Origin of the sequence: Edaphobacter lichenicola (assembly GCF_014201315.1) — a bacterium.
Classification (GTDB): domain Bacteria; phylum Acidobacteriota; class Terriglobia; order Terriglobales; family Acidobacteriaceae; genus Edaphobacter; species Edaphobacter lichenicola_B.
This window is the reverse complement of the sequence record NZ_JACHDY010000007.1, coordinates 79,404-103,659: the sequence shown is the minus strand read 5'-3', so window position 1 is coordinate 103,659 and position 24,256 is coordinate 79,404. Positions and strand designations below refer to the sequence as shown.

General features: G+C 58.3%; 16 protein-coding genes. 6 read left to right on the top strand and 10 right to left on the bottom strand.

Translation table 11 applies throughout. The features are described 5' to 3' along the window. Position 1: 1 nt before the first annotated feature. From HDF09_RS19105 to HDF09_RS19075, 7 genes are all read right to left on the bottom strand, one after another. Complete coding sequence (locus tag HDF09_RS19105; RefSeq protein ID WP_311720029.1) at positions 2-1,330, bottom strand: efflux RND transporter periplasmic adaptor subunit; 1,329 nt, start codon at positions 1,328-1,330, stop codon at positions 2-4. Positions 1,331-1,332: 2 nt separating this feature from the next. After that, a complete protein-coding gene (locus HDF09_RS19100) occupies positions 1,333-2,793 on the bottom strand; it encodes a TolC family protein (RefSeq protein WP_260181809.1) in 1,461 nt (486 codons plus the stop codon). Between the two features lie 41 nt (positions 2,794-2,834). Continuing rightward, positions 2,835-3,881 (bottom strand): YncE family protein, encoded by a 1,047-nt coding sequence (locus HDF09_RS19095; RefSeq protein WP_260181808.1) that lies wholly within the window; start codon positions 3,879-3,881, stop codon positions 2,835-2,837. A gap of 68 nt (positions 3,882-3,949) precedes the next feature. Continuing rightward, entirely contained in the window at positions 3,950-5,413 is a 1,464-nt protein-coding gene (locus HDF09_RS19090; protein WP_183769062.1) for a sensor histidine kinase, read from the bottom strand. Beyond that, the gene (locus HDF09_RS19085; RefSeq protein WP_183769061.1) at positions 5,410-6,120 is read right to left on the bottom strand and encodes a response regulator transcription factor; all 711 of its coding nucleotides are present in this window, start codon (positions 6,118-6,120) and stop codon (positions 5,410-5,412) included. The genes HDF09_RS19090 and HDF09_RS19085 overlap by 4 nt, the downstream gene beginning before the upstream one ends. 80 nt (positions 6,121-6,200) lie before the next feature. Continuing rightward, on the bottom strand, positions 6,201-7,433 hold the full coding sequence (locus HDF09_RS19080) for an MFS transporter (RefSeq protein ID WP_260181807.1): 1,233 nt from the start codon (positions 7,431-7,433) through the stop codon (positions 6,201-6,203). 172 nt (positions 7,434-7,605) lie between these two features. Continuing rightward, positions 7,606-11,010: a TonB-dependent receptor gene (locus tag HDF09_RS19075; protein WP_183769059.1), complete on the bottom strand. Its 3,405-nt coding sequence runs from the start codon at positions 11,008-11,010 to the stop codon at positions 7,606-7,608. A 281-nt stretch (positions 11,011-11,291) separates the two neighbouring features. Between HDF09_RS19075 and HDF09_RS19070 the strand changes: the two genes are divergently transcribed. Next, positions 11,292-13,292 carry a winged helix-turn-helix domain-containing protein gene (locus HDF09_RS19070; RefSeq protein WP_183769058.1) on the top strand — a complete coding sequence of 667 codons (2,001 nt, stop codon included), beginning with the start codon at positions 11,292-11,294 and terminating at the stop codon, positions 13,290-13,292. A 298-nt stretch (positions 13,293-13,590) separates the two neighbouring features. Here the strand turns inward: HDF09_RS19070 and HDF09_RS19065 are convergent, their stop codons facing one another. Then, positions 13,591-14,787 carry a hypothetical protein gene (locus HDF09_RS19065; RefSeq protein ID WP_183769057.1) on the bottom strand — a complete coding sequence of 399 codons (1,197 nt, stop codon included), beginning with the start codon at positions 14,785-14,787 and terminating at the stop codon, positions 13,591-13,593. Between the two features lie 292 nt (positions 14,788-15,079). On the opposite strand from HDF09_RS19065, the gene HDF09_RS19060 reads away from it, so the two are divergent. Continuing rightward, positions 15,080-15,532, top strand: coding sequence for a hypothetical protein (locus HDF09_RS19060; RefSeq protein WP_183769056.1), 453 nt, complete (start codon positions 15,080-15,082; stop codon positions 15,530-15,532). A 64-nt stretch (positions 15,533-15,596) separates the two neighbouring features. On the opposite strand, the gene HDF09_RS19055 is transcribed toward HDF09_RS19060, so the two are convergent. Beyond that, positions 15,597-16,442 carry a hypothetical protein gene (locus HDF09_RS19055; RefSeq protein ID WP_183769055.1) on the bottom strand — a complete coding sequence of 282 codons (846 nt, stop codon included), beginning with the start codon at positions 16,440-16,442 and terminating at the stop codon, positions 15,597-15,599. A gap of 117 nt (positions 16,443-16,559) precedes the next feature. Between HDF09_RS19055 and HDF09_RS19050 the strand changes: the two genes are divergently transcribed. Beyond that, a complete protein-coding gene (locus HDF09_RS19050; RefSeq protein ID WP_183769054.1) occupies positions 16,560-19,124 on the top strand; it encodes a TonB-dependent receptor in 2,565 nt (854 codons plus the stop codon). Between the two features lie 363 nt (positions 19,125-19,487). On the opposite strand, the gene HDF09_RS19045 is transcribed toward HDF09_RS19050, so the two are convergent. Continuing rightward, positions 19,488-20,174: an STAS domain-containing protein gene (locus tag HDF09_RS19045; protein ID WP_183769053.1), complete on the bottom strand. Its 687-nt coding sequence runs from the start codon at positions 20,172-20,174 to the stop codon at positions 19,488-19,490. Positions 20,175-20,930: 756 nt separating this feature from the next. On the opposite strand from HDF09_RS19045, the gene HDF09_RS19040 reads away from it, so the two are divergent. From HDF09_RS19040 to HDF09_RS19030, 3 genes are all read left to right on the top strand, one after another. Continuing rightward, positions 20,931-21,377, top strand: a complete 447-nt coding sequence (locus tag HDF09_RS19040) for a hypothetical protein (RefSeq protein WP_183769052.1) — start codon at positions 20,931-20,933, stop codon at positions 21,375-21,377. Between the two features lie 218 nt (positions 21,378-21,595). Next, positions 21,596-23,074 carry a MocR-like pyridoxine biosynthesis transcription factor PdxR gene (pdxR, locus tag HDF09_RS19035; RefSeq protein ID WP_183769051.1) on the top strand — a complete coding sequence of 493 codons (1,479 nt, stop codon included), beginning with the start codon at positions 21,596-21,598 and terminating at the stop codon, positions 23,072-23,074. A 177-nt stretch (positions 23,075-23,251) separates the two neighbouring features. Then, on the top strand, positions 23,252-24,166 hold the full coding sequence (locus HDF09_RS19030) for a sugar phosphate isomerase/epimerase family protein (protein WP_260181806.1): 915 nt from the start codon (positions 23,252-23,254) through the stop codon (positions 24,164-24,166). Positions 24,167-24,256: the final 90 nt, after the last annotated feature.

The window sequence follows — 24,256 nt, the reverse complement described above, 5'->3', positions numbered from 1 at the left end:
CTCACTCTTTGCCTCCCGCGTCGTCGTCGCTCTTGCCCGCCGAACCTTTCTCCTCTGCCGGTCCCACCTTCACCTTCGTGCCTTCGTCCAGCCCATAGCCGCCAGTCGTAATCACCATATCGCTCGGCTTGAGTCCGCTAAGTATCTGCGCTGACTCATCCGTCTGTATGCCGACAGTGACAGCCCGCTTCGCAGCCGCGCCGTCCGCGCCGACCACCATGACGATCTTGCCCGCGCCCTCTGGCGACCGCTGAACCGCCTCCGTCGGAATCAACAGCGCGTTCTCTACAGTTCTTCCCTTCAGAGTGGCGTGCACCGTAGTACCGGCCTTCAGTTTGCCCTTCGGATTCGGTACTCGGAGCCATACTTCAACCGTGGTGCTGCCAGGGTCGAGCGCCGGACTGATCAGCGAAACCTTGGCGTCTATCGGCTCCTCTATTCCCGGTACAGTAATCGTTGCGGCAGAACCCACGCTAAGCCGCTGCGCCTGAATCTGAGCGATGTGCAGCTTCGCGATCATGGCGGAGGTATCCATCACCGTCACGACAGGAGTTCCCGCAGCGGCGGTCTCCCCTGCGAAGAGTGGTCGATCCGTTACAACGCCAGAGATCGGAGTTCTAATGTTGGTGTAGCTAAGTTGCGCCTGCGCACCCAGGTACTTTCCCTTCGCAGAGGCGAGTGTCCCCTTGGCCGATTCCAGCGAAGCGCTGGTGCCAACCTTGCTAAGAGCCTCGTACCTCTGTTTCGCAATATCGTAAGCTGCCTGTGCCTGCAGTGCAGTCGTTCGCGCAGTATCGTAATCCCGGCCCGGGATCGCTCCTTGAGACAGCAGCTGCTTGCGGGCTTCGAGAATGCTGTTGTCGAGATCGAGGGTGGCCTTGGCCTGTTCGAGATCAAGCCGGGATCGAGTTTGCTCTTCGGGGACCGCAGACTGCGTTGCCGTCGCATAGGCCCCTTGCGCTGCATCGAAGGCCCCTTTGTTATCCATCGCGGCCGCGGCGAGATCTTCGTTTTCAAGCGTTGCCACGAGTTGGTCGGCCTTCACATGGTCGCCCCGTTGCACATAAAACTTACGCACCGGCGCCGTCACCTTAGGTAAAATCGCGGCCTGTGCAACCGGGGCAAGAGTAGCGTCTGCGTCAATCTCCTCGGTGATCGAGCCGCTTCCGGGATGGACGGCTTGCACTGTGACCACGGGTTTATCGGCCGTATCGTCCGCTTTCTTGCAGCCGTTCTGAAGCAGCATGGAAGCGGACAGGAACATCAAAGATGCGGCCAATGCCGGTGTTCCAGCACGTTGAGTCGTCGTAGTTACCATTTTGTTGGCCACGGTTAAATCGTCCCCGTAAGTAGTTGAAGATTTGCCAGCGCAAGCTGATAGCGAATGGTGCCGTCCTGATGAGCAAGCTCTGCACTGGTCAAAGAGTTCTGTGCATCAACAACCTCGAGAACAGTTGCCTCGCCGGCGGAGTAGCGCATCCTGGTCAGGCGAAGGCTCTCCCGCGCCGTCTGTACGCTCAGCTCAAGCGAAGCAAGCTGATCGTGAGCGAGCGAAGCCTCTCCATAGAACTCATCAAGCTGAGCGATCAGTGTGCGCTGCGTAGAAGTCAGCGCCACCTTGGCAGCATCGCGAAGGATGTGGGTCTGCTTAATCTTGTGCTGCGTCGCAAACCAGTCCCACACCGGAATGTCGAGCGTCGCCGAAGCGGAGTAGCCAAGGTTGCGAACACCGTCAGGGCCGTTTCTGGCGAACTGCGGGGCATCGATACCATACGAGTAGTTGAGCACCAGGTCAGGCAGGTAAGCAGCCCGTGCCGTAGTAATGTCGAGATCCTTCGCTCGCAGCGTTGCCAGGGCGCTCTTCAACTCGGGATTATTCGCGGCCGCCTGCGTCTCCACCACAGCTCGCTCCGGAAGCGGAGTTGCTGCAGGAAGCGTCACACTGTACGGCGAGCGCGGATCGGGAAACAACAACACGCCAAGATCAAGACGAGCCTTCTGCGCCTGCAGTTGAGCGTCCCCAAGATCTCGCTGCCGCTGTTGCAGCGTCAGTTGTGCCTTGATGACATCCGCATGGGCCACTTCTCTTGCAGTTTCGCGCTGCTCCGTCTGTTTCTCAAAGTCAGCAGCCTCATTGGTGGCGCGCTGTTGAATGACAATCCGTTCCTGCGCAGCGGTTGAATTGTAAAAAAGTCCAATGACCGTCGAGGTCAAACCCCTTCGACTGATCTCCATCTCCGCACTGGCGATCGCAGCAGCCGCGCCCGCGCGAGCCAGAGCCGTGTACTGTGCAAGTCCAATCGTCTCGGTAACGACGCCCTGGCTGATGTACTCGTGCACCGTATTGTTGGCGATGAATCTGGGCGCAGGCTGTGACCCGATCGAGCCAGTCTGGCCATTCGGCTGAGTGTAGAGATACTGATTGTGGTAAACCACGGACGGGAGCAAAGCCGCTCGGGCGATCGAGCGGTCAAGCTGTGCCGTCTTGCTCGCTGCCACCGCCGCGGCAAATGCGGGCTCATTCGTTCTTGCCAGCGACAGCGCCTGGTCTAGCGTAATTTCCTGACCAGCCTGGTTCGCACCTTGCACGACTCCTTGCGCCGCTACTCCACCGTTCGCTTGCGTGGCTGCAGCATCGATCGGCGGGGCAGCACTCTGCGACGGCCCAGGTAGCTCCGGCGCAGCTATCCCGGAAGTGGTTGTCTGCCACGCTTCAGCCGGTGATGGCGCGATGACAAGCGCCATCACCCAGCCAAACGCGAAGATCGTATTGAGTGGAAAGGTTCGTTTCATGGTCTGCTTTACACACGCCCATTGCGCGGAATATCCCGCGGCTAGTCTTGGCCGATCACCAGCACGGTAAAGCTGTCGGGCAGGATAGAGGGTCGCGGGCGAGGAGTCGCGGCGGTTGCAGGCGGGGTCGCACCGAACTTGGCCGTTACGGTGTAGATCTTTCCGGTAGACGGATCGAACGCCATCGTTCTCGCGCCCTTCATCGTCGGAAGCGTCTGTATCACCGGATACGTTGCTTTGCTGGCATCGACGACGCTCAACGTACCGTCGCCATTGGAAGAGAACGCCAACTTCTTGCTCGCGTCATATCCCGCGGCATCAGGCCCATCGCCAATGGTCGGCATAGCCAGCGACTTGCCGGTGTGCGAATCGGTGACGGCCATCTTCTTGCCGTCGCAGACCGAAAACAGACGTCCGCCCTCCTTATCGAAGGCCAGCCCCGACGGCGAGTCGCACCCGGGCAGCGGCCAGTCGGCTGTAACTTTTTGAGCCTTGGCGTCGAGTCGGACGAGAGTGTTTTTATCTTCGATATTCACGAAAACCGTTCCCTGATCATCGCTCTGAGGGAACTCCGGTCTGCCGGGTAGCGCAACCGTGCCAATCGCTTTACGACTGGCTACATCGATCACCGTGGCGTTCTTGCTTGTTCCATTGAACGCCCAGAGCGTATTGGTGGAGCCTTCGTAAGCCATGCCGTCGGGATTCGTTCCGGTCGGAATCTTCGTCAGCGTAGCAAAGTTGGAAGTATCGAAGACCACGACGTTGTTGGATCCGCCATCGGAAGCAAAGCCGGTCTTGCCATCGGGAGCGATGACGACGCCGTGGCATCGAGTCAATCCTTCAACGGCTCCGATCACTTTTCCGGTCGTGGTATCGACGACGTCGACCCGCGTCAGGTGGGCGATGTAAAGGCGGTGTGTCGTCGGATCGGCCGTCAGGTAGTCCCAACCACCCGTGCCTCCGATGGTCCATCGCTGTTCAATCTGAAATGGCTTTTGAGCCGTAGCAGACGCTGTCGTAAAGAAGGGAACCAGCGTCGATGCGGCAAAGAGGAGAGAAGAGACGACTCGTCTGCTTGTATTCGGCATGTCAAAAACACTCCAGAGTTGAAGAAATTTGTTCCCTACAAATATCGCAGAACTCGCTTAACGTACGCTTAAGAGCTCACAACTCCTTTTTCAAGGTTCCTTGCGACCCCAAGATCCGTTCTTTCTGAGGTGGTCTCGACCAAGGGCAGAGTAACGATGGCGCTCGTGCCGTGCCCAGGTCTACTCTCCAGGCGAATCGCGCCGTGGTATCGCAAGACGATCGCCTTTGAGATCGCCAGTCCCAGGCCCGTGCCACCCGTTCGCCGGCTGCGCGACGGGTCTCCTCGATAGAACCGATCGAAGACGTGAAGAAGCACGTCTTCCTGAATCCCCTCCCCATCGTCCTCAATAACCAATCGCGCCACCTTGTCCCGGCTGCTGACGATCGCGCGAACCTCGGCGCCGGCTGCGCTATGTTGAATCGCATTGTGAATCAGGTTCGAGCAAAGCAGGCGAAGCTGGTCGGGATCGCAAAAGACGAAGGCCGGACTCTCCGCGTTGATCACCAGGCTGATCCGGTGGAAGCTCGCCAGCGTCCGAAAGTGCTCCGCCACGTCACGGAGAACATCGCCAAGTTCGACCGTTCGATACGACTCTGGCTGTTCCGCGCCATCCTCAAGCCGCGCCAGAGTAAGCATCTTCGCGACAAGCTCCTCCATGCGCTCCGAGTCGATCGTCACTCGCTCCAGCCCCTCTTCATACTCCTTCGCAGACCTCGTCCGCATCGTCAAAAGCTGCAGAGAAGACTTCACCACCGCCACCGAGGTCTTCAGTTCGTGGGCCGCATCGCTGACAAACTGCTTTTGTTGCGCGAACGACTGCTCGAGCCTCAGCAGCGCCGACTCAATCGCCGAGACCAGCGGTTCAAGCTCTCGCACATAACGCGCCTGACTGGAAGGACCCAGGTTCCACGACGTGACAGAGATCCCCCCTGCCTGCTCGGCCAGTTCATATAGAGGTTGAAGCCCACGACGCAACAGATGTCGAAGAACCACGCCGGTTACCACGAGAAGGAGAAGACCCGAGAGCGCATAGAAAGCAATGGCGTTCCTGACTCGCTCCCACACCGGATGAGTACGCGAGCCGTAAAGAATAATGACATGCCGGGCAACGCCGCCCTTCGCATCCCCCGGATCGACGATCCGCAGACCGGGCCTGCGAATCACTCGATACCGAATCCCTCCAACCGTCAGATTGCGAAACTCCCTCGCATCACTGCTGGCCAACGCTTGTTCGCCGCCCGGCCACCCCTGCGATCCGATCACGCGGCCACGGTCGTCGCGCACGACATAAATGTCTCGCCGTGGAGCGAGCCCCTCGGTGCCATAAAGCATCAAGTTGTCTTCTGGGTCTTCTGCGTCCTGCACAGCACCAAGAACTGAATCTGCCCGGCCGCGAAGCATCACATCAAAAGCTCGAAAGTGTGAAATCCCCTCATAAACACTGGCGATCCCAATCAAGGCCAGCAAGGAGCAGAGCTCCACCAGAAGTACAGCCGTGATCAGGCGCCGCGTCAGGGAGTAGGTCTTCATCCCGATTCGTCCCCGGCATCCTTGTAGTTGCCGTACTCCAGCACAAGTCTGTAACCCCGATTGCGCAGATTCTCGATCGTCGGCGGATTCGTCCCCTCCCCCAGCTTCCGTCGCAAATTCGAAACATGCGCCTCGATCACATTAGAGTGATGCACCCAGTTGAAGTCGTACATATGCTCCAGCAACTCTCGCTTGGAGACGATGGCGCGTGGGCGATGCATCAGGTACTCGAGAATCCGATACTCCATCGGCGAAAGCACAATCGGATTGCCCGCGCGGAAGACGCTCTGGTCCCCAGTGTGCAGCTCCAGATCGCCCAGTCGCAGCGCCGGACTCGCCATACCCTTGCCCCGGCGAATCAGCGCCTTCGCCCTCGCAATCACCTCTCCCAGATCGAAGGGCTTGCTCAAATAGTCATCCGCGCCGCTGTTCAGCAGTTGAATAATGGAAGATCGTTCACTCAGCGCCGTCAGGATCAGTACCGCAGTGTTATCGCCTCGTTCGCGCAGCCGGCGAAGAACCGTCAAGCCATCCAGTTTCGGCAGCATCAGATCGAGAATGATCAGGTCGTAGCAAAGATTTTCAGCCAGATCCAGCCCCGTCTGCCCATCCTCGGCATGGTCCACCGCGAAGCCCGGCCCATCGCGCAGCGCGTGCGCCACGTTTTCAGCCAGGCGAATCTCGTCTTCAACCAGTAGTACGCGCATGTATAGATCTCAACATACAAAGCTTAAGTCAGCCTTAAGCCGCCTGTCGGCCGAATGGTTCTTGACAGCCTGGAGGCCGATCAACCGGCCTTGGCTCGAAAGCTTCTTCCACGTCTCTCCGGCCCAAGTGCAAAGATGAACAGCAGCATCACAATCACCACAACTTCAAAGATCGTAAGTGCTAAAGGATACCCCAGGTGGTCGCGCAGGAGAAACTCGATCGAGACCGCTGGCGACGCGATCAGCACCCCAAGCTGATACACAAAGCCGGGGAACAGACTGCGCACCGAATCCGGTGAGAGTTCGTTCAGGTGTGCCGGGATCACTCCAAAGGCTCCCTGCACCCCGGTCTGCATCAGATACGATCCAACCACCAGCACCAGAATCGTCCCGCCAAACGCCCACGCCGGAATCGCCGCAAGGCTCAACACCAGCGCCATCATAATCGCATATCGCCTTCCCACTCTTTCGGAGATATATCCAAAGAAGACGGCTCCCGTGATGGCCCCGATGTTATAGATAATCGGAATCCCGTACAGCGGCTTCATGCCCAGCACCAGAGAGCTCCCGATCGAGGGAACACTCTTCAGAAAGTCGGGGTAAAGGTCCTGCGTCCCATGCGACAGACAAGACATCACGACCATCACCAGCAACAGGTACGAGAAACTCCCCATGTGCTGAAAAAGAGTCTTGAAGATCGTTGTAACCGAGCCCATGCGGTGCAGCTTCCATGCCTCAGACTCCGGCGACAGCGTGGTTAGGACGACGATCACCGCCGCCATCAAGGTCCCCACCAGGAACATAGCATGCCAACCCAGACGCGGCATGATCGTCAACATCCCCACCGCGGCCAGAAGATATCCGAACGGATAGCCTCCCTGCATCATCCCGGAGAGCAAGCCGCGCAACTTTCTTGGCGCATTCTCCATCGCGAACGAAGCCCCGATACCCCAATAGCCGCCCATGCCAATCCCATACAGAGCCCGCATCGCGACGAAGAATCCATAGTTAGGAGAGAAGCCGCTCAAAACCGTGACAATCGAAAAGTAGACGACGCACAACATCAGCGGCTTCCTGCGTCCAAACCGGTCAGCCAGCGCTCCAAAGATCAGCGCGCCAACCGGGCGCATCGCCAGCGTGATGGAGATCGTCCAGACGATGGCTCGCTTCTCCACTTGGAAGTGGCTCGCCAGAGTGTCGAAGAGAAAGACGATGACAAAAAAGTCGAACGCGTCCAGAACCCAGCCCAGAAGACCGGAGGCTACCGCGAACTGCCAGCCGGGCGTGTTCTGCTCCTCTTGTAAAGAGGTCAATTCGTCTTCAATATGCATGCAAGGCCCTCGCTGGCATGGATGTTGCAGGCATCTGCAGTACCCCAGCAGACTTCTGAGCTAAAACTGCGTTTCTACTCTCAACAGAAGGTGGGGAGAAGAAGCATAGAGGAGCAAAGCGCGATGCCGTCTGCTGCCCGCCATCACGCTCAGGTTAGAAGACAAACTTCGCTCCAAGTTGGATCTGCCGGGATGACGACGAGGTCTGATTGAGAGCAGTGGGAAGAGCGCTGCCGTCAAAATCGTAGACAGAGTTGTTTTGGCCGAAGGTGTTCAGAAAGCCTGGCGAAAGATAGTTGGTGTGGTTGAGGATGTTGAAGAACTCCGCCCGGAACTGCACGTTGAAGGCGTCCGATATTCGCGGCACCTTGGTGTTCTTGAAGATGGAAAAATCTACAGTCGTCAGATGCGGACCATAGAAGCTGTTGCGTCCCGAGTTGCCGACAACGTTAGAGCAGAATTGACGCCCCGAAGGAGCCGGAGGTCCCGAGTAGTTCAGGAAAGAGTTCGGCGCACATCCCAGCGGATTCGCCGCACTCGCGATGCCAAGCGATAGTGGCGCCGTTGGTGGCGTAAAGCAATTCGTATTGATGTAGGCCAATCCCTTCCCCCCGGTGGGCTTGCAACCAGGAAGCAAGTCTGCAAAGTCCATGGAGAAGTCGCCGTTGAAGCCCGTGCCGAGCGGATCATTTCCTCCTCCCGTCGTCACTGTGAAAGGAGCGCCCGTCTCCGCGGTAACGATGCTTCCAATCTCCCACCCGTGGAGTGCGACGTTTGCAAACGAAGAAGAGAAGTTCGGAGCTGGAATCTCCCAGATGAAGTTGCCGGTCAACACCTGTCTAATGTCGAAGTCGCAAGCCCCAACCCTCGCCTGCTTGAAGGACAGAAGAGGAACAGCAATCGAATTCAAATAGGTGTCACCCGTAACCGGAGAGGAGCTAAGGTCGCGGCATTTGCTGAAGGTGTAAGACAACTGCCCCTGAATGCCATGATCCAGCGTTCGCTTCAGTTGAGATTGGAACGCCTCATAAGTAGCCGCCCCATCGAACAACACAGGACGAATCCCAGCGCCGCCGCCCCAGTTGGAGTCGACCCGCGTCCCAGTCTGGGTGTCGGAGCAAGTGTGTCCTGCGCCAAGCGAAGACGGGTCACAGGGGAAGACGATGCCGACCCCGCTCACCACGGTCCCCGGCACAAGATTGACATCGTCCGCTGCCGCTGACAGGTGGAGCGAGCGAGAGCCAACATAGCCGAGGGTCACCATGAAACCCTCTCCCAAGTCTCGCTGAACGTTGAGGTTCCAGTTATAAACAGCTGCGCGCTTCGGGTGGATATCGATATAACGGTTCCGAATCTTCTGACGATTGAAATTAACGTTGCCGTCGATCACACCGGTCCCCAAGGTTGCGTTAGGATCGGCGCCAATAATCTGGAATGGAGCGGTCGCAGCCGTGTTCAACCCAAACTCATAAGGCAGAGGAAGCACGTCGAACATCCCAGCGGCTCCGCGTACAGCGGTCTTTCCATCGTGAAACGGATCCCAGGAAAATCCCACGCGCGGTTCGAAGTTTTTGGTCGTCGGGTTCGACGAGATGGGACTGTCCACGCCCACCGGTCCGCATGCCGTGCTGCTGGCCCCGCAGTTGACCAGCGTCGTAATCTCCTGGAAGCCAGCGGCTGCCACCGTGTAACCATTCACCGTATAACCGGGGACTTTATTCGCATCGGTCGGTTTGGTCGTCGCCTCGTAACGCAGCCCCAGGTTCAGAGTGAAGTTTTTACTCACGGTCCAGTCGTCCTGAACATAGCCCGCGAAGAGACTCTCCCGCAGGCCCACCTCGGTCGACCCACCCGGAGCAAGCGCATTCAACTGATCGGCTTGATTGCTCAAAAACTTCGCAAGCGTGGAATACGTGTTCATTCTTCCATTTGGACTAAGCTGCTCGAGAACGTTGTAGCGCATCCGCTCAAACCCGAAGCCCAGCTTGATCGAGTGGGTGCCCTTCGTCAGAAAGGCGTCGTCATAGATCTGACCCGAAGTCCAGGCGTGGTTGAACTTATTAAATCCATTGAGCCCATAAGCCGTCGTAAGGCCGGCGACCGGTAGCTGCGGCGGCGCTTTCGCCCCCGGCGCAATCGCAAGCGCCGCATCCGTCGCTACAGCGTTGCCGGAGACGGGCGTATTGATCTTACCGATAATTCGGCTGACGCCGCCTCGCACCGTGTTGGCGAACGAAGGGTTGAAGACGTGGGTCTCTTCCGCGGAATAGAGTTGCCTCCGAGAGAAGACACTGTGGACCGCATTATTGAGCGGATCGGCCTGAGTCTGCGGCCCGGAATCGAAGAAATAAGTCGCATCAAGATTGTCCCGGTTCGAGATCTTCTGATCGAAGCGGGTGATGACATAGTTCTCCGAGGCATGCGTAGGCGTTGACACATTGATCGATTGAATCCCGTTCAGGTCGGGCGCGCCCGCAGGAGCAACCGGCCACAACGCAAGGTAAGGAACAATCGCAGGCACCGCGAGTGCTCTCGAGGCAGCGTCCGGAACGTGGATCGTGCCGGAGCTCGACTGGCTCTGCCGAATCCCTTCGTAGTCTACGAAGATAAAAGAATGGTCTTTGACGATCGGCGCGCCCGCGGAACCGCCAAACTGTATGCGGCGGAACGGCGGAATCTTAGGTCCATCAAAGTAGTTGCGGGCATCGAAGATGCTGTCGCGATCGAAGAAGTACGCCGTCCCATGAATCTCGTTCGTGCCCGACTTCGTAATCGCATTGATCACTGCGCCAGAGGTACGCCCATACTCCGCCGTGTAGTTGGCCGTCAGCACGGAGAACTCGCCGATCCCGTCAACGCCAAGGTTCACTCCCGTTGCCCCGCCCGGCGCCGCGTTCGAGTAGTCATTGGTCACCATGCCGTTCACCCGATAGGTATTTTCGTTGGCACGATGACCGCCGTCGCTCAACTGATTGCCAAACCCACGATTTCCCTTGTTGGCGCTAAAGCCGGTAGTCGCCTGGTTCGGAATGCTGACAACTCCCGGCTCCAGCGTCGCCAGCGAGGTCCAGTCTCGACCGTTCAGCGGCAGCTCCCGCACCGTCCTCGAATCCACCGTCGCGCTCAGCCCAGACGACGAGGATTGAATCGACGGCGGAATCGTCGTCACAATCACCGTCTGCGAGACCTTGCCGACCGACAGCTTTCCATCGTAGGTCTGTTGTGCGCCCACGGTCAGCACCAGCCCCTTTTGCAGCACTGTGCTAAAGCCGTTCGCCTCGACCTTGACGTTATAGTTCCCGGGAAGAAGATTCGGGATGACATAGAACCCGGCATCGTTGGTCGTGGCGGATCGGCTCGACCCGTTCGATATATTCTGCGCGGTCACCAGTGCTCCCGCCACCACGGCGCCTGAGTTGTCAGAGATCTCCCCCGAAAGTGTCGCACCCGATACCTGTCCCGCGGCCGGCTTCGCAAAAACTCCACAGGCGAGTAGCGCACTCAACGTGCCAACCAGCAAACGTGACCCAAGCTTTCTAAAGTCGATTCCAACCGTCATAGCGCCTCCAACTGCCTCAGTGAGAAAATAATTTTCTGTGCTCGTGGCACAGTTTAGGACTCTGCAAGTGCGTGAATATTCCACTCTGGCCATCACACAGGCAATAGCTTGCGTATCAGTTGCGAAACATTTGGAGATAACGCTACTACTCCTTTGAATTGAAGGAGTTTCGGCGGCGGGTAACAGCCCCCAGCCCGCGCCTTTCTAATTGACACGACACAGAACGGGGGCTTATAGTTCGACGCTATCCTCAAGTCTTTCCAAACGCGGGCTTATCTCTCATGATCTCGGAGCAAGTCGAAACCCCCTTCCGCATCGTACGATTCGGCCTTTTCGAGGTCGATCTGGAAGCCTGCGAGCTGCGAAAGAAGGGTCTGCGCATCAAGCTTCAGGATCAGCCGCTGCATATCTTAAGAGTGCTGATCGAACGTCCCGGAGAGATCGTAAGCCGCGAAGAGCTGCGTCATCGACTCTGGCAGCCAGACACCTTCGTCGACTTCGACCACAGCCTCAATACCGCGATGATGCGGCTCAGAGAGGTTCTGGGCGACTCCTCCGAGAATCCCCGCTTCATCGAGACCGTCCCACGGAAGGGATACCGGTTCGTCGCCCCGGTCCACCACGTCAGACCCGACACCGCAGCAGACTCCATCGTCGTCGTCACTCAGGACGTGAATCACGCTGGTCTACCGCCCGGTAACGAATCGAAGGACCTCTATCCGATCGCCACTGACGAGACCTCCGCTCCTGCCACCTGGGTCAGGAAAAACCTTCAGATCTCGTTGTTTCACGCGCTGGCTCTTGTCGCGGCTCTGGTTCTATTGACAGCGATCCTCTCGTCGATCTTCTTCAGACTCCGACCCAATAGCATCTTTTCGAGCGCGTCATCGAAGCCCATCACGTCTTTAGTCGTGCTGCCCATGGAGAATCTCTCCGGCGACAAGAGCCAGGAGTACTTCGCCGACGGCATGACCGACGAGCTCATCGCAAGCCTGGCAAGAATCAGCTCCATCCGCGTTCTCTCTCGAACCACAGCGATGGAGTACAAAGACTCGCATGAGTCGCTTGGAAAGATCGCACGTGACCTCGGCGTCGATGCAGTCGTCGAAGGCACCGTTCTTCGCTCTGGCGATCGTGTCAGGATCACCGCAGAGCTCATTCAAGTCTCCACCGACAGGCATCTCTGGGCCGACACCTACGAGAGCCCCCTCGATGACGTGCTCACCCTGCAAAACCGCGTCGCTTCGGCAATCGTCGATCAGATCCGCATCCAACTCACCCCGCAGGACAAAACTCGCCTCGCCAGCAGGCGTCTCGTCAAGCCCGACGCGTACGAGGACTTCCTGAAAGGGTTGTTCTACTGGAACAAGCGATCCAGGGAAGATCTCCTCAAGGCCATCGACTACTTTCAATCGGCCATCGTCAAAGACCCGCAGTATGCCCTGGCCTACGCCGGCCTGGCCGATTGCTACGGCATTCTCGGCGCAGCTATCGTAGGCACCGTTCCTACGATTGAGGTCGCACCGAAGGCTGAAGCCGCTGCCATGAAGGCCGTCGAGCTCGATGACTCTCTCGCCGAGACCCAGACCGCCCTCGCAACCGTCCAGTTCAACTACAAGTGGGACTGGAAGGCCGCCGAAAGAGGCTTCCGCAGGGCCATCGAGTTGAACCCAAACTACGCGACCGCCCATCAGCGATACTCCCTCTACCTCACCGCCATGGGACGTCGCAGCGAAAGCTTGCAGGAGATGGAGCGCGCTCGCTCCCTTGACCCCCTCTCCGTCAGTATGAACTTCAGCCTCGGATGGCGACTGTATATGGCGCGTGAGTACGATCGAGCCCTCGTGCAGTTGAACGATGCCATCGAGATGGATCCATCCTTCGTCCTTCCTCACATCGTGCTGGGGCAGACCTACGAACAGATGGGAGACTATGCGAAGGCGATAGCCGAGTTGGAGAAGACTGCGATCATGTCGCACCGGAGTACCCCGGTCATCGCAGCTCTCGGTCACGTCTACGCCGTCGCAGGCAGACCAGCTGATGCCCACAAGATTCTCGACGAGCTCCAGTCCGAGTCACGCACTGGCTACGTCTCTCCTTTTTACATCGCCCTCGTCTACGCAGGATTGAAAGATGAAAATCACACGATGGAGTGGCTCGAGAGAGCCTACGCGGACCGCTCCAACAGCATGGTCTTCACCGACGTCGATCCCCGATTCGATAACCTGAGAAACGACCCGAAGTTTCAAAACCTCCTTCAGCGAATGAACTTCGTCAACTAACCATCTTCACGGATGCATCGTTATGAATGCTCATAGATGCGTCGTTATGGATGCTAAACATTCTCAAAGATGCGTCTTTATGAATGCCAAGCATCTTTATTGATGTGTCATTTAAGATGTCAAGCATCCCTATTATTGACGCGTCATCTCGACCGGAGCCGTGCGGTCTTATCGCACGGCGCAGTGGAGAGATCCCTGTATTTCGCCTTTGCAGTTGCAAAGATCCGCTTTTTGCTAACTTACTTCACCGCAATTTGCTGACTCCCTGACTTGCTGACTCGCTGACTTGCTCCTGCCCCTAAAGCTTCGGAGAGGGCAACACCGTCGAGTTGCGTGGAGTCGTCTGAAGCACCAGACGAGTATCGCGAGCGAAGGTAACATCCCGTCCGCGCTTGATCCATCGCTCATAGATCGAAATCGCCGCTCCATAATAGCCGATTCCTGCAGCGACATTTCGCTCCTGCAAAGCCGTTCCGATGATAAAGCCGATAACGCCAAGGCTGTTGGAGGCAACTGCGTCTTTGCCAAATCCGCCGCCCCCTCCCTCGCCCTTGTCTACATCGAGTGGCCGCGCAGCCAGCACCAGCAGCGTGAAGGGAACCAGAAGTTTATCCTGCGGCTTTGGTTTCACCTGGCCCTCTGAATCGAGCGCAAGCTTGTCTGGTGCGGCCGAATCGGCTCCGGTAAGCGACGCCTGAACATTCTGCGTCATACCGCTGGGAAGAATCAGCTTCTTAAAGTCGAAGTGCAGCGTTCCGCCACGACCGAAGCTGCGGGCAGGCTTCGCCTCGGTCACCGCTCCGACGATGGTGGCGCCTTCGGGCACGGCGATCGTGTGGTCCGGGTTGTAGATAGGTTCAGCCACCGTCGCCTTGATCGCCTCACCGGACTTTGAGGTAGCGGAGCTCAGTGCTTCGCCAAGATAAGCCTGGATGATCCACGTTTTGCTGTCCGTCTCTGGCGGCGCAGGGGGCACGGCGACGGGCTGCGCCTTTGCCACCGTGTCCACAACTGTCTGCGAAAGAGACAGTGGCTCGGAGGTTTCAACCGTCCAGGCCGTCTTCTTTTCAATCCGCTGAGGGTGATACGGAAGCTGCGTGTAAAGAAACTGCTTCAGGCGGTCGCCCTTATCCGGCCCGGTCACAATCGTGAGCTTGTCCTTCAAAATCTGGACACCATTGTCCCACTGCTGATGGACGAAACCCCCTTTACGTGGTGGCGGCGCAACCAGACGATAGATCGGCGCGCCATCGGTGGCGACCCCGGTCACAAGAGGGACCGTCGTCCCATCGGCCAGCGTGACGCTCGTAAAGCGAACCACAGGAGTTCGAAACGGAGTAAAGTCTCCCCGCAGCCGAGCGCTAACACGGCGGGAGTGGTTCGCGTGCAGACCTACGACTGTACCGGAGACAACGGTCTTGGCTGGAAGGACTTCCGTGCTGTCAACATAGATCGGGTAAATAAGCTCTGCGTTTATCGCCTGGCCGACCCGCATAGGGAGATGATCTTCAATCTGGACCGGGAAGGGTGTACCTGCGGGAACGGTAAAGCTTTGAGCTGTGCAGATACTGGCGAAAAACGCCATGGAACACAAGGGGAGTCTTCGCAAATCCATACTCCATGATGAACTTCAAAACTTAACTGAACATTAAGACGCACGGATCGCAAAGACGTTGGGGTCAAAGGCGCACACAGGGACCAAATTGTCGCAGTGTTTCTACCTTCATGCCCATTTAAGAATTGGATGGCATCCTGTCGGCGGTCTTAGAAGACCACAGGAGCAAGCCATGAAAAAAAATCTGCCACTCTTAACCACCACGCTTCTGCTAAGCAGCTCCTCTTTGATCGGGTTTGGACAAGAGAAGACCTTGAGCCGTTCGCAACTTCCACCCGCCGTCGAGAAGACCGTTCAGGCCCAATCCCAGGGAGCCACCATCAAAAGATTTGTCACGGAACGGGAAAACGGAAAGACCGTCTACGAAGCCGAGATGACAGTGGACGGCCATACAAAAGACATCCAGATCGCAAAGGATGGAACTCTCAACGAGATCGAAGAAGAAGTCGCCATAGACTCTCTTCCTCCCGAAGTTCAAGCAGCATTGCGAAAAAAAGCAACAGGCGCAGTCATCACCAAGGTGGAATCCTTAACCAAACAAGGCACTCTCGTCGCCTACGAAGCAGCAACCCTGAAGGACATCAAAAAGGCGAAGTTCAAGTCGGCCCCACAGGAAAGCAACTAGCGCATCCTGAGTAACGCCGCAGGCGAAGCGTTCCGATTGAAATATTGAAACTAACTCAAACTCTTCACTGCAGGAGCAGAGCGACCGCCTGCGGAAGCGAGATGTCCAGAGGCAGCGCCTGAAAGTCTCGATGGATGGAATGCTGTCGCCGCCCTATCGTTTTAAAAAATGCGATCCGTCCGTCGATCTTTACGTCCAGCACAGTAGTCTTCCAGACATTCGGCCCGACAAGATCGCGCGTCGTCGTAAAGTTCGTCCCCCGATGAATGGTGCCCAGCAAACCGTATCCAAACGAAACGTCGTCGTCGAGGGCGCCGCTGAGCTGATGCAGTCTCCGGGATCGGCTGTCAGCGATCAGCGTCCCCTTCATGCCATGAAGCGCCCGCTCCTCGAAGGTCTGCGGAACGTAGTTCGGGTTGGGCTTGTAGTTGATGCGAACCCAATCCCCCTCGCGGCCGCCGTCCTCGAACACGAAAGCTCGAGGCAGCAGATCAATCATCTGGCGCGCGCGGTTCTCGTCGCTCTGCTGCTCCTGTCTGCTGTTGCGAAGTGAACTCGGATCAGCTGCAATCGACCTGATCCGTGCGATCTCCTCCGCGCGCCGGCTGGCAGAGAGCGGATGACCATCCTCCGCAATCAGGTATCGCAGCCTCCCCTCCCAGATATCCGCGACACGCTCTGTCCACACATGGCCCTTCGTCCGGTCCGAGGTCTCGATCGAAGTGTAGAGAAACGGCGGCCGCTGCGAGGAAGCCTCTCGCTCTGCGCTGACAACCGACCTCACCACATTCGAAAGACTTTCGTTGCTCTGCGCCCGCAAGCTCGTGCCATAGAATCCCAGCCCAACACTCAGTACCGAGAAGAGAAGAGCCCGGTTGATTCGATAAAGGGAGCCGCGGGCATCTGCCATGAAGAAGAGCTTACAAATCGAGGATTAAGTGGACCTTAAGAAAAGCTCTGACGTCCTCGAACTCACCTCAAGAAACCCGTTCAGCATGTCTTAAGCTTCACTCGTTAACATAAGCGCATGTCGCCGCGTCACCTGTTGCTTTTTCTGCTGCTCACACTCTCCTGCTCTTCCTTCGCGCAGACTCTGCTCTCTGTCCGCGGTTCTATCCTCGATCCCACAGGCGCAGCCATCCCCGGCGCCACGGTGCAACTCGAAACCACCTCCGGCACTCTCGCCGCCCAATCCGCATCCGACGACCGAGGAAACTTCATCCTCAGCAATCTCTCCCCCGGCACCTACTCCCTCAGCGTCCCCGCCTACTCCGGCTTCGCTGCACACGCTACCCCGCTCCACCTCACCACCAGCATCGCCAACGTAAAGATCACCCTCTTCACTCAGTCCGTCAATCAGGAGGTCAACGTCGGCGACAGCGACCAGTCCCTCTCCACCGACTCCTCCGCCAACAGAGACACCGTCGCAGTCTCCGGCGACGACCTCCGCAAACTCCCCGTCTTCGATCAGGACATCGTCGCCACCCTCACTCCCTTCCTCGACTCCTCCGCGGGCTCCTCCGGCGGCACCACCATCATCGTCGACGGCGTCGAGATGAAGTCCGTCGGCGTCTCTGCCTCCGCCATCCAGGAGGTCCGCATCAACAACGACCCCTACTCCGCCGAGTTCACCCGCCCCGGCCGCGGCCGCATCGAGATCACCACCAAGCCCGGCTCCCCCACCTTCCACGGCGAGGCCAACTTCATCTTTCGCGACTCCGTCTTCAACGCCAAGAATTACTTCTCTCCCGTCCGCCCGCCCGAGACCCGCCGCATCTACGAAGGCCACCTCGGCGGTCCCCTCGGACACGGTGGACACACCAGCTTCATCGCCTCCGCATCCTACCGCCAGCAGAACACCGCCTCCGTCGTCAACGCCATCGGCCCCAGCGGCCCCATCAGCGAGAACGTCCTCACCCCCAACCGCAACTCGCAGTACTCGATGCGCCTCACCCACGACTTCTCCCCCGCCCATCGCCTCTCCATCGGCTACAACTTCGAGAGCTCCGCCAGCACCAACGCCGGAGTCGGCGGCATCACCCTCCCCGAGGCCGGCTACAACCTCAACTCCCGCGAAGACGACGCCATCTTCAACGACCGCCTCATCCTCACCCCCAACCTCATCAACCAGCTCCTCGTCACCTTCGAGAAGGATGAGGACGTCACCAAATCCGTCACCGACGCCCCCTCCCTCCAGATCAGCGGCTCCTTCATCGGCGGCGGCGCGCAGGCCGACATCGCACGCACCGAAAACACCATCCACGTCAACGAAATCCTCACCTGGAGCCACGGCAAGCACTACCTCCGCGTCGGCGTTCAACTCCCGCAGTTCAGCCGCCGCGCCGTCGACGACCACACCAACCGCCTCGGCACCGCCAAATTCGCCTCCCTCGCCAACTACGCCGCAGACAAGCCCTACGTCTTCACCGCGCAGCAGGGCATCGGGCGCGGCCTCTACTGGATCAACGAGCTCGGCTCATTCATTCAGGATCAGGTCAAGCTCACCCCGCATCTCCAGGCCTCACTCGGCCTCCGCTACGACTGGCAGACCTTCCTCCACGACAACAACAACCTCTCCCCTCGCATCTCCCTCGCCTACGCCCCCGGCAAAGGCAAGACCATCTTCCGCACCGGCACCGGCATCTTCTACGACCGCACTGGCGGCGACTTTCCCGCCAACGTTGTCCTCCACGACGGCGTCGTCCTCCACTCCATCCAGATCCAGAACCCCACCTACCCCATCCCGCCCGGCTTCGACTTCGGCACCATCCCCACCAACCTCGTCCGCTTCGCCCCCCACAGCCGCACGCCCTACGCCATCCAATACAGCTTCGGTGTCGAACGCCAGATCCACAAGACCGTCACCGTCACCGCAGCCTATCGCGGACAGGTCGGCGTAAAGTCCTTCCGCTCCCGCGACGCCAACGCCCCCATCCTCCCGCCCGACCCCAACCTCTCCGACAACTACCCGCGCCCCGATCTCAACTACGGACAGATTCAGCAGGTCGAATCCGGCGGCCGCAATCTTCTCAACGCCCTCGACCTCTCCTTCCGCGGACAGGCCGGGCGCTGGTTCTCCGGTCAGGCCCAGTACACCCTCTCCCGCTTCGACAACAACACGGGAGGCATCAACGCCTTCCCGCAAAATCAGTACAACCCCAATAACGAGTGGGGTCGCGCCGATCTCGATCGCCGTCAGCGCTTCAACCTTGTAGGCAACATCAACCCCGACCACTGGCTCTCGCTCGGCGTCATCGCCACCCTCTACTCCGGCACGCCCTACACCGAGACCACCGGCAACGACGACTTCCACACCGGCCTCGGCAACGCCCGTCCCGCCGGCGTAGGACGCAACACCCTCCAGGCAGGCGGCGTCGCCTCGCTCGACCTCCTCTACAACCACGACTTCCGTCTCACCAAAGAAAAGGGGGACAACGCCAAGTTTCTCTCCGCCGGCATCTCCGCCTTCAACGTCCTCAACCGCACCAACTACACCAGCTACATCGGCTCTCTCAGCTCGTCTCTCTTCGAGCACCCCACCGCCGCCCTCGCAGGCCGCCAGCTACAGTTCTCCCTCGGCTACCGCTTCTAACCCAAAGTTCGCCGTTGCTGTCGCTCTTGCTTTTGTTGTTGTCTTCGCGTGTCTCTTCTCATCTTGCAAACAAAAACCACGTCATCCTGAGCGAAGTTGCTCACGGCTTTTTGTGAGCAACGCAGCCGAAGGATCCCCGTATTTGTCTTTGCAGTTGCAGTTGCAGTTGCAGTTGCTTTTGCTTTTACAGTTGTCTTCGCCGTCATCCTGACCTGAGCGAACTCGAATGGGGAAGGATCCCGACACCTTACACCCACCCATACCATTCGAACCTTCCAACCCAACACCCACAAAAATCGCCATCTCAACCGAAGCTGTCCACGGCCTCACCACCAACAGCGCAGCGGAGAGACCCCACCACTACTACCCACCATTCGCAAACAACTGCAACAAAGCAGCACTAGCCTCCTGCACATCCCGGATCTTGAACTCAGGATCAAGCTGCAGCGCCTTCGCCCGCGGAGCCAGCGCCGTCAGCGACCGCATCACCGTCTCCGCAGACAGACGCGGAGTGCTCGGCCCCACCACCAGATACTCCATCCCTTCCACCTGCAGCAGCGTCTTCGCATCGCGGAACGAGCAGGTCGATCTCACGTCATATCCATGCTGCGTCAGCACCGTCCTCACAAACACGCAAAGGTCGGCCGACTCATCCACCACCAGCACTCGCGGGCCCTGCTGCTTCTGCGCCGCCCCCGTCGGCTGCTCCTTCAAATACGACTGAATCGCCTCCTCCTCGGTCGCATAGCTCCCGAGCAAAGCGGAGACCTTCGTCGACTTCAGCAGGTCCGTAAGAAACTTCGGCGGACCAGCCAGCCGAAGATCGCCCCCGCGTCGGCGCATCCGTTCGGAGAATCGCACCAGCAGCCCCAGCCCAATGCTGTCCAGCCGGCTCACCTCGCTCAGCTCCACCACCAGCTGCGAGAACTCACGCGCCCCCTCGTCCAGCGCAGCCTCCAGCGCCTTCACCTCCTCGCCCAGAACAATACGGCCCTTGCACTGAACCAGGTAGACGTTTCCAACAAAGCGCGAACTCAGATTTAGCAGCATGGACTACCTCGGCAGCCAGGCTCTGCGCGAGATCGCTCTCACCCGCAGAGAAAATAAAAGATGACCTGAAGCTGTGGTCCCCAATCATCGCACCCGAAACCGCTCCAAAGCCATTCTTCTTTCACCGCTCCCCGCTCGTGTCCTGCCGGACGGGCGCCCTGCGTGGGCAGCGGTCACTTCGTGACGCGTATACCGGTCTAGGCAGCACCTAACATCCACGGTCCTCCCGTTGGTCGGCACGAACTCCGGCTCGCGACCAACGGGAGCGCCAACCGAAGGGGTATACAAGTCACGAAGTGACCGCTGCCCGCGCAGGGCGCCCGTCCGGCAGGACAGAGCTTCGATCAACATCGAAAAAATAATTCAAAAAATCTTCGCCAAATTTGGCGTATGAGTTATATCCAATTCGCTACAATTAAATAAGAGATCAAACCCAAGGGCTGCCTGCGGCGAAAGCTGCGGCAGCCCTTCACCTTTAACCCGTACCCAAATCACCACCAACGCACCACGAAAGAACCACCGAGACACCATGGAACGCAACATCGATCACGCAACCCAAAGAACCACGAAAGGAGGAGGACCCGCACCAAAAAGCCAGCTAACTGAAACAAAATAAATATTTTAGGCACAACCCACATGGATGCAATGGTTTAGCGACACACACTGCCGCTAAACCATTGCATCCATTTCACTTACCCCTAAAATACCCCCCAGGGGGGAGGGGGGTACCAACCGCACCACCAAGGAGCCAAAAAAATGGAAACCGCCATCTGCCGTCACATCAAGACCAACGGACGCCGCTGCAAATCACCCTCTCTCGGCCTCTCCGCCTTCTGCTACTTCCACTCCCGCCTCCTCCGCCGCCACAGAACTCTTCTCGCAACCGCGCCCTCCCTGCCCGCAAGCCAGCCGGACACCCCGCCCACGGCCACTGGAGCGCCCCAGTATCTGCCCGAAGCCGTCCCCTTAGAGCTCGACCTCCCGCCGCTGGAAGATGTCGAGTCCATCCAGGTCTCCATCTCCCTGCTCGTCGCCGCCCTCGCCCGCAATCGCATTGATTCTAAACGGGCAGCGGTCCTTCTCTATGGCCTCCAGCTCGCCTCCACCAACGCCCGCTCGGTCACCATCGAACCCACCGCCGCCTCCATCGTACGCACCCTCGCCCGAACCAGATCGGGCCGGGACCTAGCCGTCGATCAGTAATTGCCCAGTAGTAGCCCAATAACCAAGTAGTAGCCCCGTAGCCTAGTAGCCTGCCGAAAAAAACCGAAGAGCCTTGCCAATCCGGGCAAGGCTCCGCACCATGGAACCAGACCACCGAGGCCGGCCGACGTCTAACGAAACAAGCAGGGAACAAGTAAGGGAACAAGAGTAAGGGAACAAGGGCCCGGTCCAGAACGTAAGTCCTCTCATCCGATGCCATGGAAGTAGCCTTAAATCTCGATCCCATCTCCCGGATAGCTCTCTATCGCCAGATCTACGATGGCCTGCGCGGCGGAATCGTCGGAGGAAGGTTCGAGGCTGGCGCCAAACTGCCTGCCTCACGAGCTCTCGCAACCTCGCTCGGTGTCTCGCGAATCACAGTCACCGAGTGTTACGACCGCCTGATCTCGGAGGGATATCTCGAAACCCGTCGCGGTTCGGGAACCTTCGTCTGTTCCTTGCTGCCCGAAACGGATATGTACGCCTCCAGCGTGACCGTAGAGATCGATCCAGAGCCCCAGAGTTCTGCACCCATCCGGCTCTCCGCCTATGGCGACCTCATCAACGCGCCGATCCGACCGCCCATCCCCCCCGGTATCATTCGCCTCGACTCGCACGGACCGGACGTAGCCTCCTTTCCGCGAAAGCTTTGGACCCGGCTCCTGGTTCGACGCATGCAGGAGGACGGCCTAAACCTCCTGCAATATACCCAGGAGTTCAGCGGCAACACCGACCTGCGCGTAGCCGTGGCCCACTATCTGCGCATGTCCCGCGCCGTCGTCTGCGATCCGAGTCAGATCATCATCACCAGCGGATCCCAGCAGGCCATCTACCTAGCCGCAAGAATCTTTCTCGATCCCTCCGACTTCGCCGCGATCGAAGCGCCGGGATACCGCTTCGCCGGACGAATCTTCTCCTCCCAGGGAGCCACCCTCCTGCCGATTCCAGTCGACCGCAACGGTATGCAGGTCTCGCAACTCAAAAGGCACGCCGACAAGACGGTGAAGCTCGTCTATGTCACCCCTTCGCATCAGTACCCCCGAGGAGTTTCACTCTCGATCCCACGCCGTATGGACCTGCTGGCATGGGCAAAACAAGCAGGCGCTCTGATCCTCGAGGACGACTACGACAGCGAGTATCGATACAACGAGAGGCCGCTCCCCTCCATTCAGGGGATGGTGCCCGATGCTCCGGTACTCTACGTCGGTACCTTTTCGAAACTGCTGTTCCCCACCTTGAGGCTGGGTTATCTCGTCGTGCCCCGTGCCTTTCAGAATGTATTTACAGGGGCCAAACTGCTCTGCGATCTTCAAAGCTCTTCGATCGACCAGCGCATCCTCACAGACTTTCTCACTGAGGGACATCTCGAACCCTATGTCAGAAAGATGCGGATCATCTACGGCAACCGCCGCGCCGTGCTGGTCGAATCCTTGCAGAAACACTTCGGCCGCAGAGTCACAATCTACGGAGACCATGCAGGGATGCACTTCCTGGCTGACTTCCAGATCGACCTCTCCGAAACGGAGGCCTTCGACCGCGCACTCGCCGCCGGGGTGCGGTTAGAGCGCGTCTATTGGCCGGCATGTTCCGAGGTAGAGCGCCCCGGCCACGTCCAATTCGTCTTTACCTTCGCGGCTCGCAGCGAAGAGGAGCTTGTTCTCGCAGCGGAAAAACTGGCTCGCGCCTTTCTCTCCTGACGGAATCTGATCGAATCGATTCGCCGTCGTCACTCCGGCAAGTATTATCAGGGAGTCGCTTAGTGATGCACTTTGGTCGTTGTTGATTCACGCGTGGCCGCAGAGGAGCCACGCTGCGGTCCAACAATAGAGACTATTTGACCTAACCCTTAGTTCGTCGAGGAGAAGAGGATCCGGATGACCTGTCATACACGTAGAAACTTCCTCCAGTCTGCCACCGCCGCGATCGTCTATAGTTCCTCTTTTCTGAAGAGTGATCGATTATGGGCTTCCCCCTTTGGCCTGCCGATCGGCCTCCAGCTCTATTCCGTCCGCGAGATGCTCGCAAAAGACTACGAGGGAACGCTCAAACAGATCGCCGCGCTTGGCTATCAGGAGGTTGAGGCGGCAGGCTACTTCGACCGCTCGCCCGAGCAGGTCAAGAGCGCGATGTCGGCAGCCGGTCTCAAGTGCGTCAGCGCTCACTACTCCTACTCGAGTCTGAGCAAAGACTTCGATAAGATCGTCGCCTTCAACAGAGAGCTGGGCGTGCGGTACATCATCTGCGCCTTCCCTGGTATCAAAGACCCATCGCGGTTGAAAGACACGTCTTATCCCACAATGATTCGCTCTTTCACCCTGGAGGACTATCGATGGAACGCCGATCAGTTCAACAAGTTTGGCGAAAAGGTGAAGGCCGCCGGCATGAAGTTCGGTTATCACAACCACACTATGGAGTTTGGCAAACAGGGTGGTGTCGTTCCACTCGACGAGATGATCCGCCTGACCGATCCTGAGTTGGTGACCTTCGAATTGGACTGCGGGTGGGTCATCGTTGGCGGTGCCAATCCGGTGGACTATCTTCAGCGCTATCCTTCTCGAATCTCCATGCTTCATGTCAAAGACTTCAAGCACACCGATAAGTCGGTGTCTGTCATGGAACCGCCTCCCGCGGCTGAATTGGGGAAGGGAACCCTGGATTACCGTCCAGTCTTTGAGGCGGCGAAGAAAGCAAACCTGAGACATTACTTTGTCGAGCAGGAAGCATATGACATCCCGCCCCTGGAGGCGCTTAAGATCGACGCCGACTACATGAAAAAACTCACAGTTTAGGCAAGATCCTTACTCCGGGCAAGAGCCCTTTGTAGCACCGAAAACTCTAATTCTCGAACGTTGCGGCGAGGTCGTTGCTGAAATTGGTTC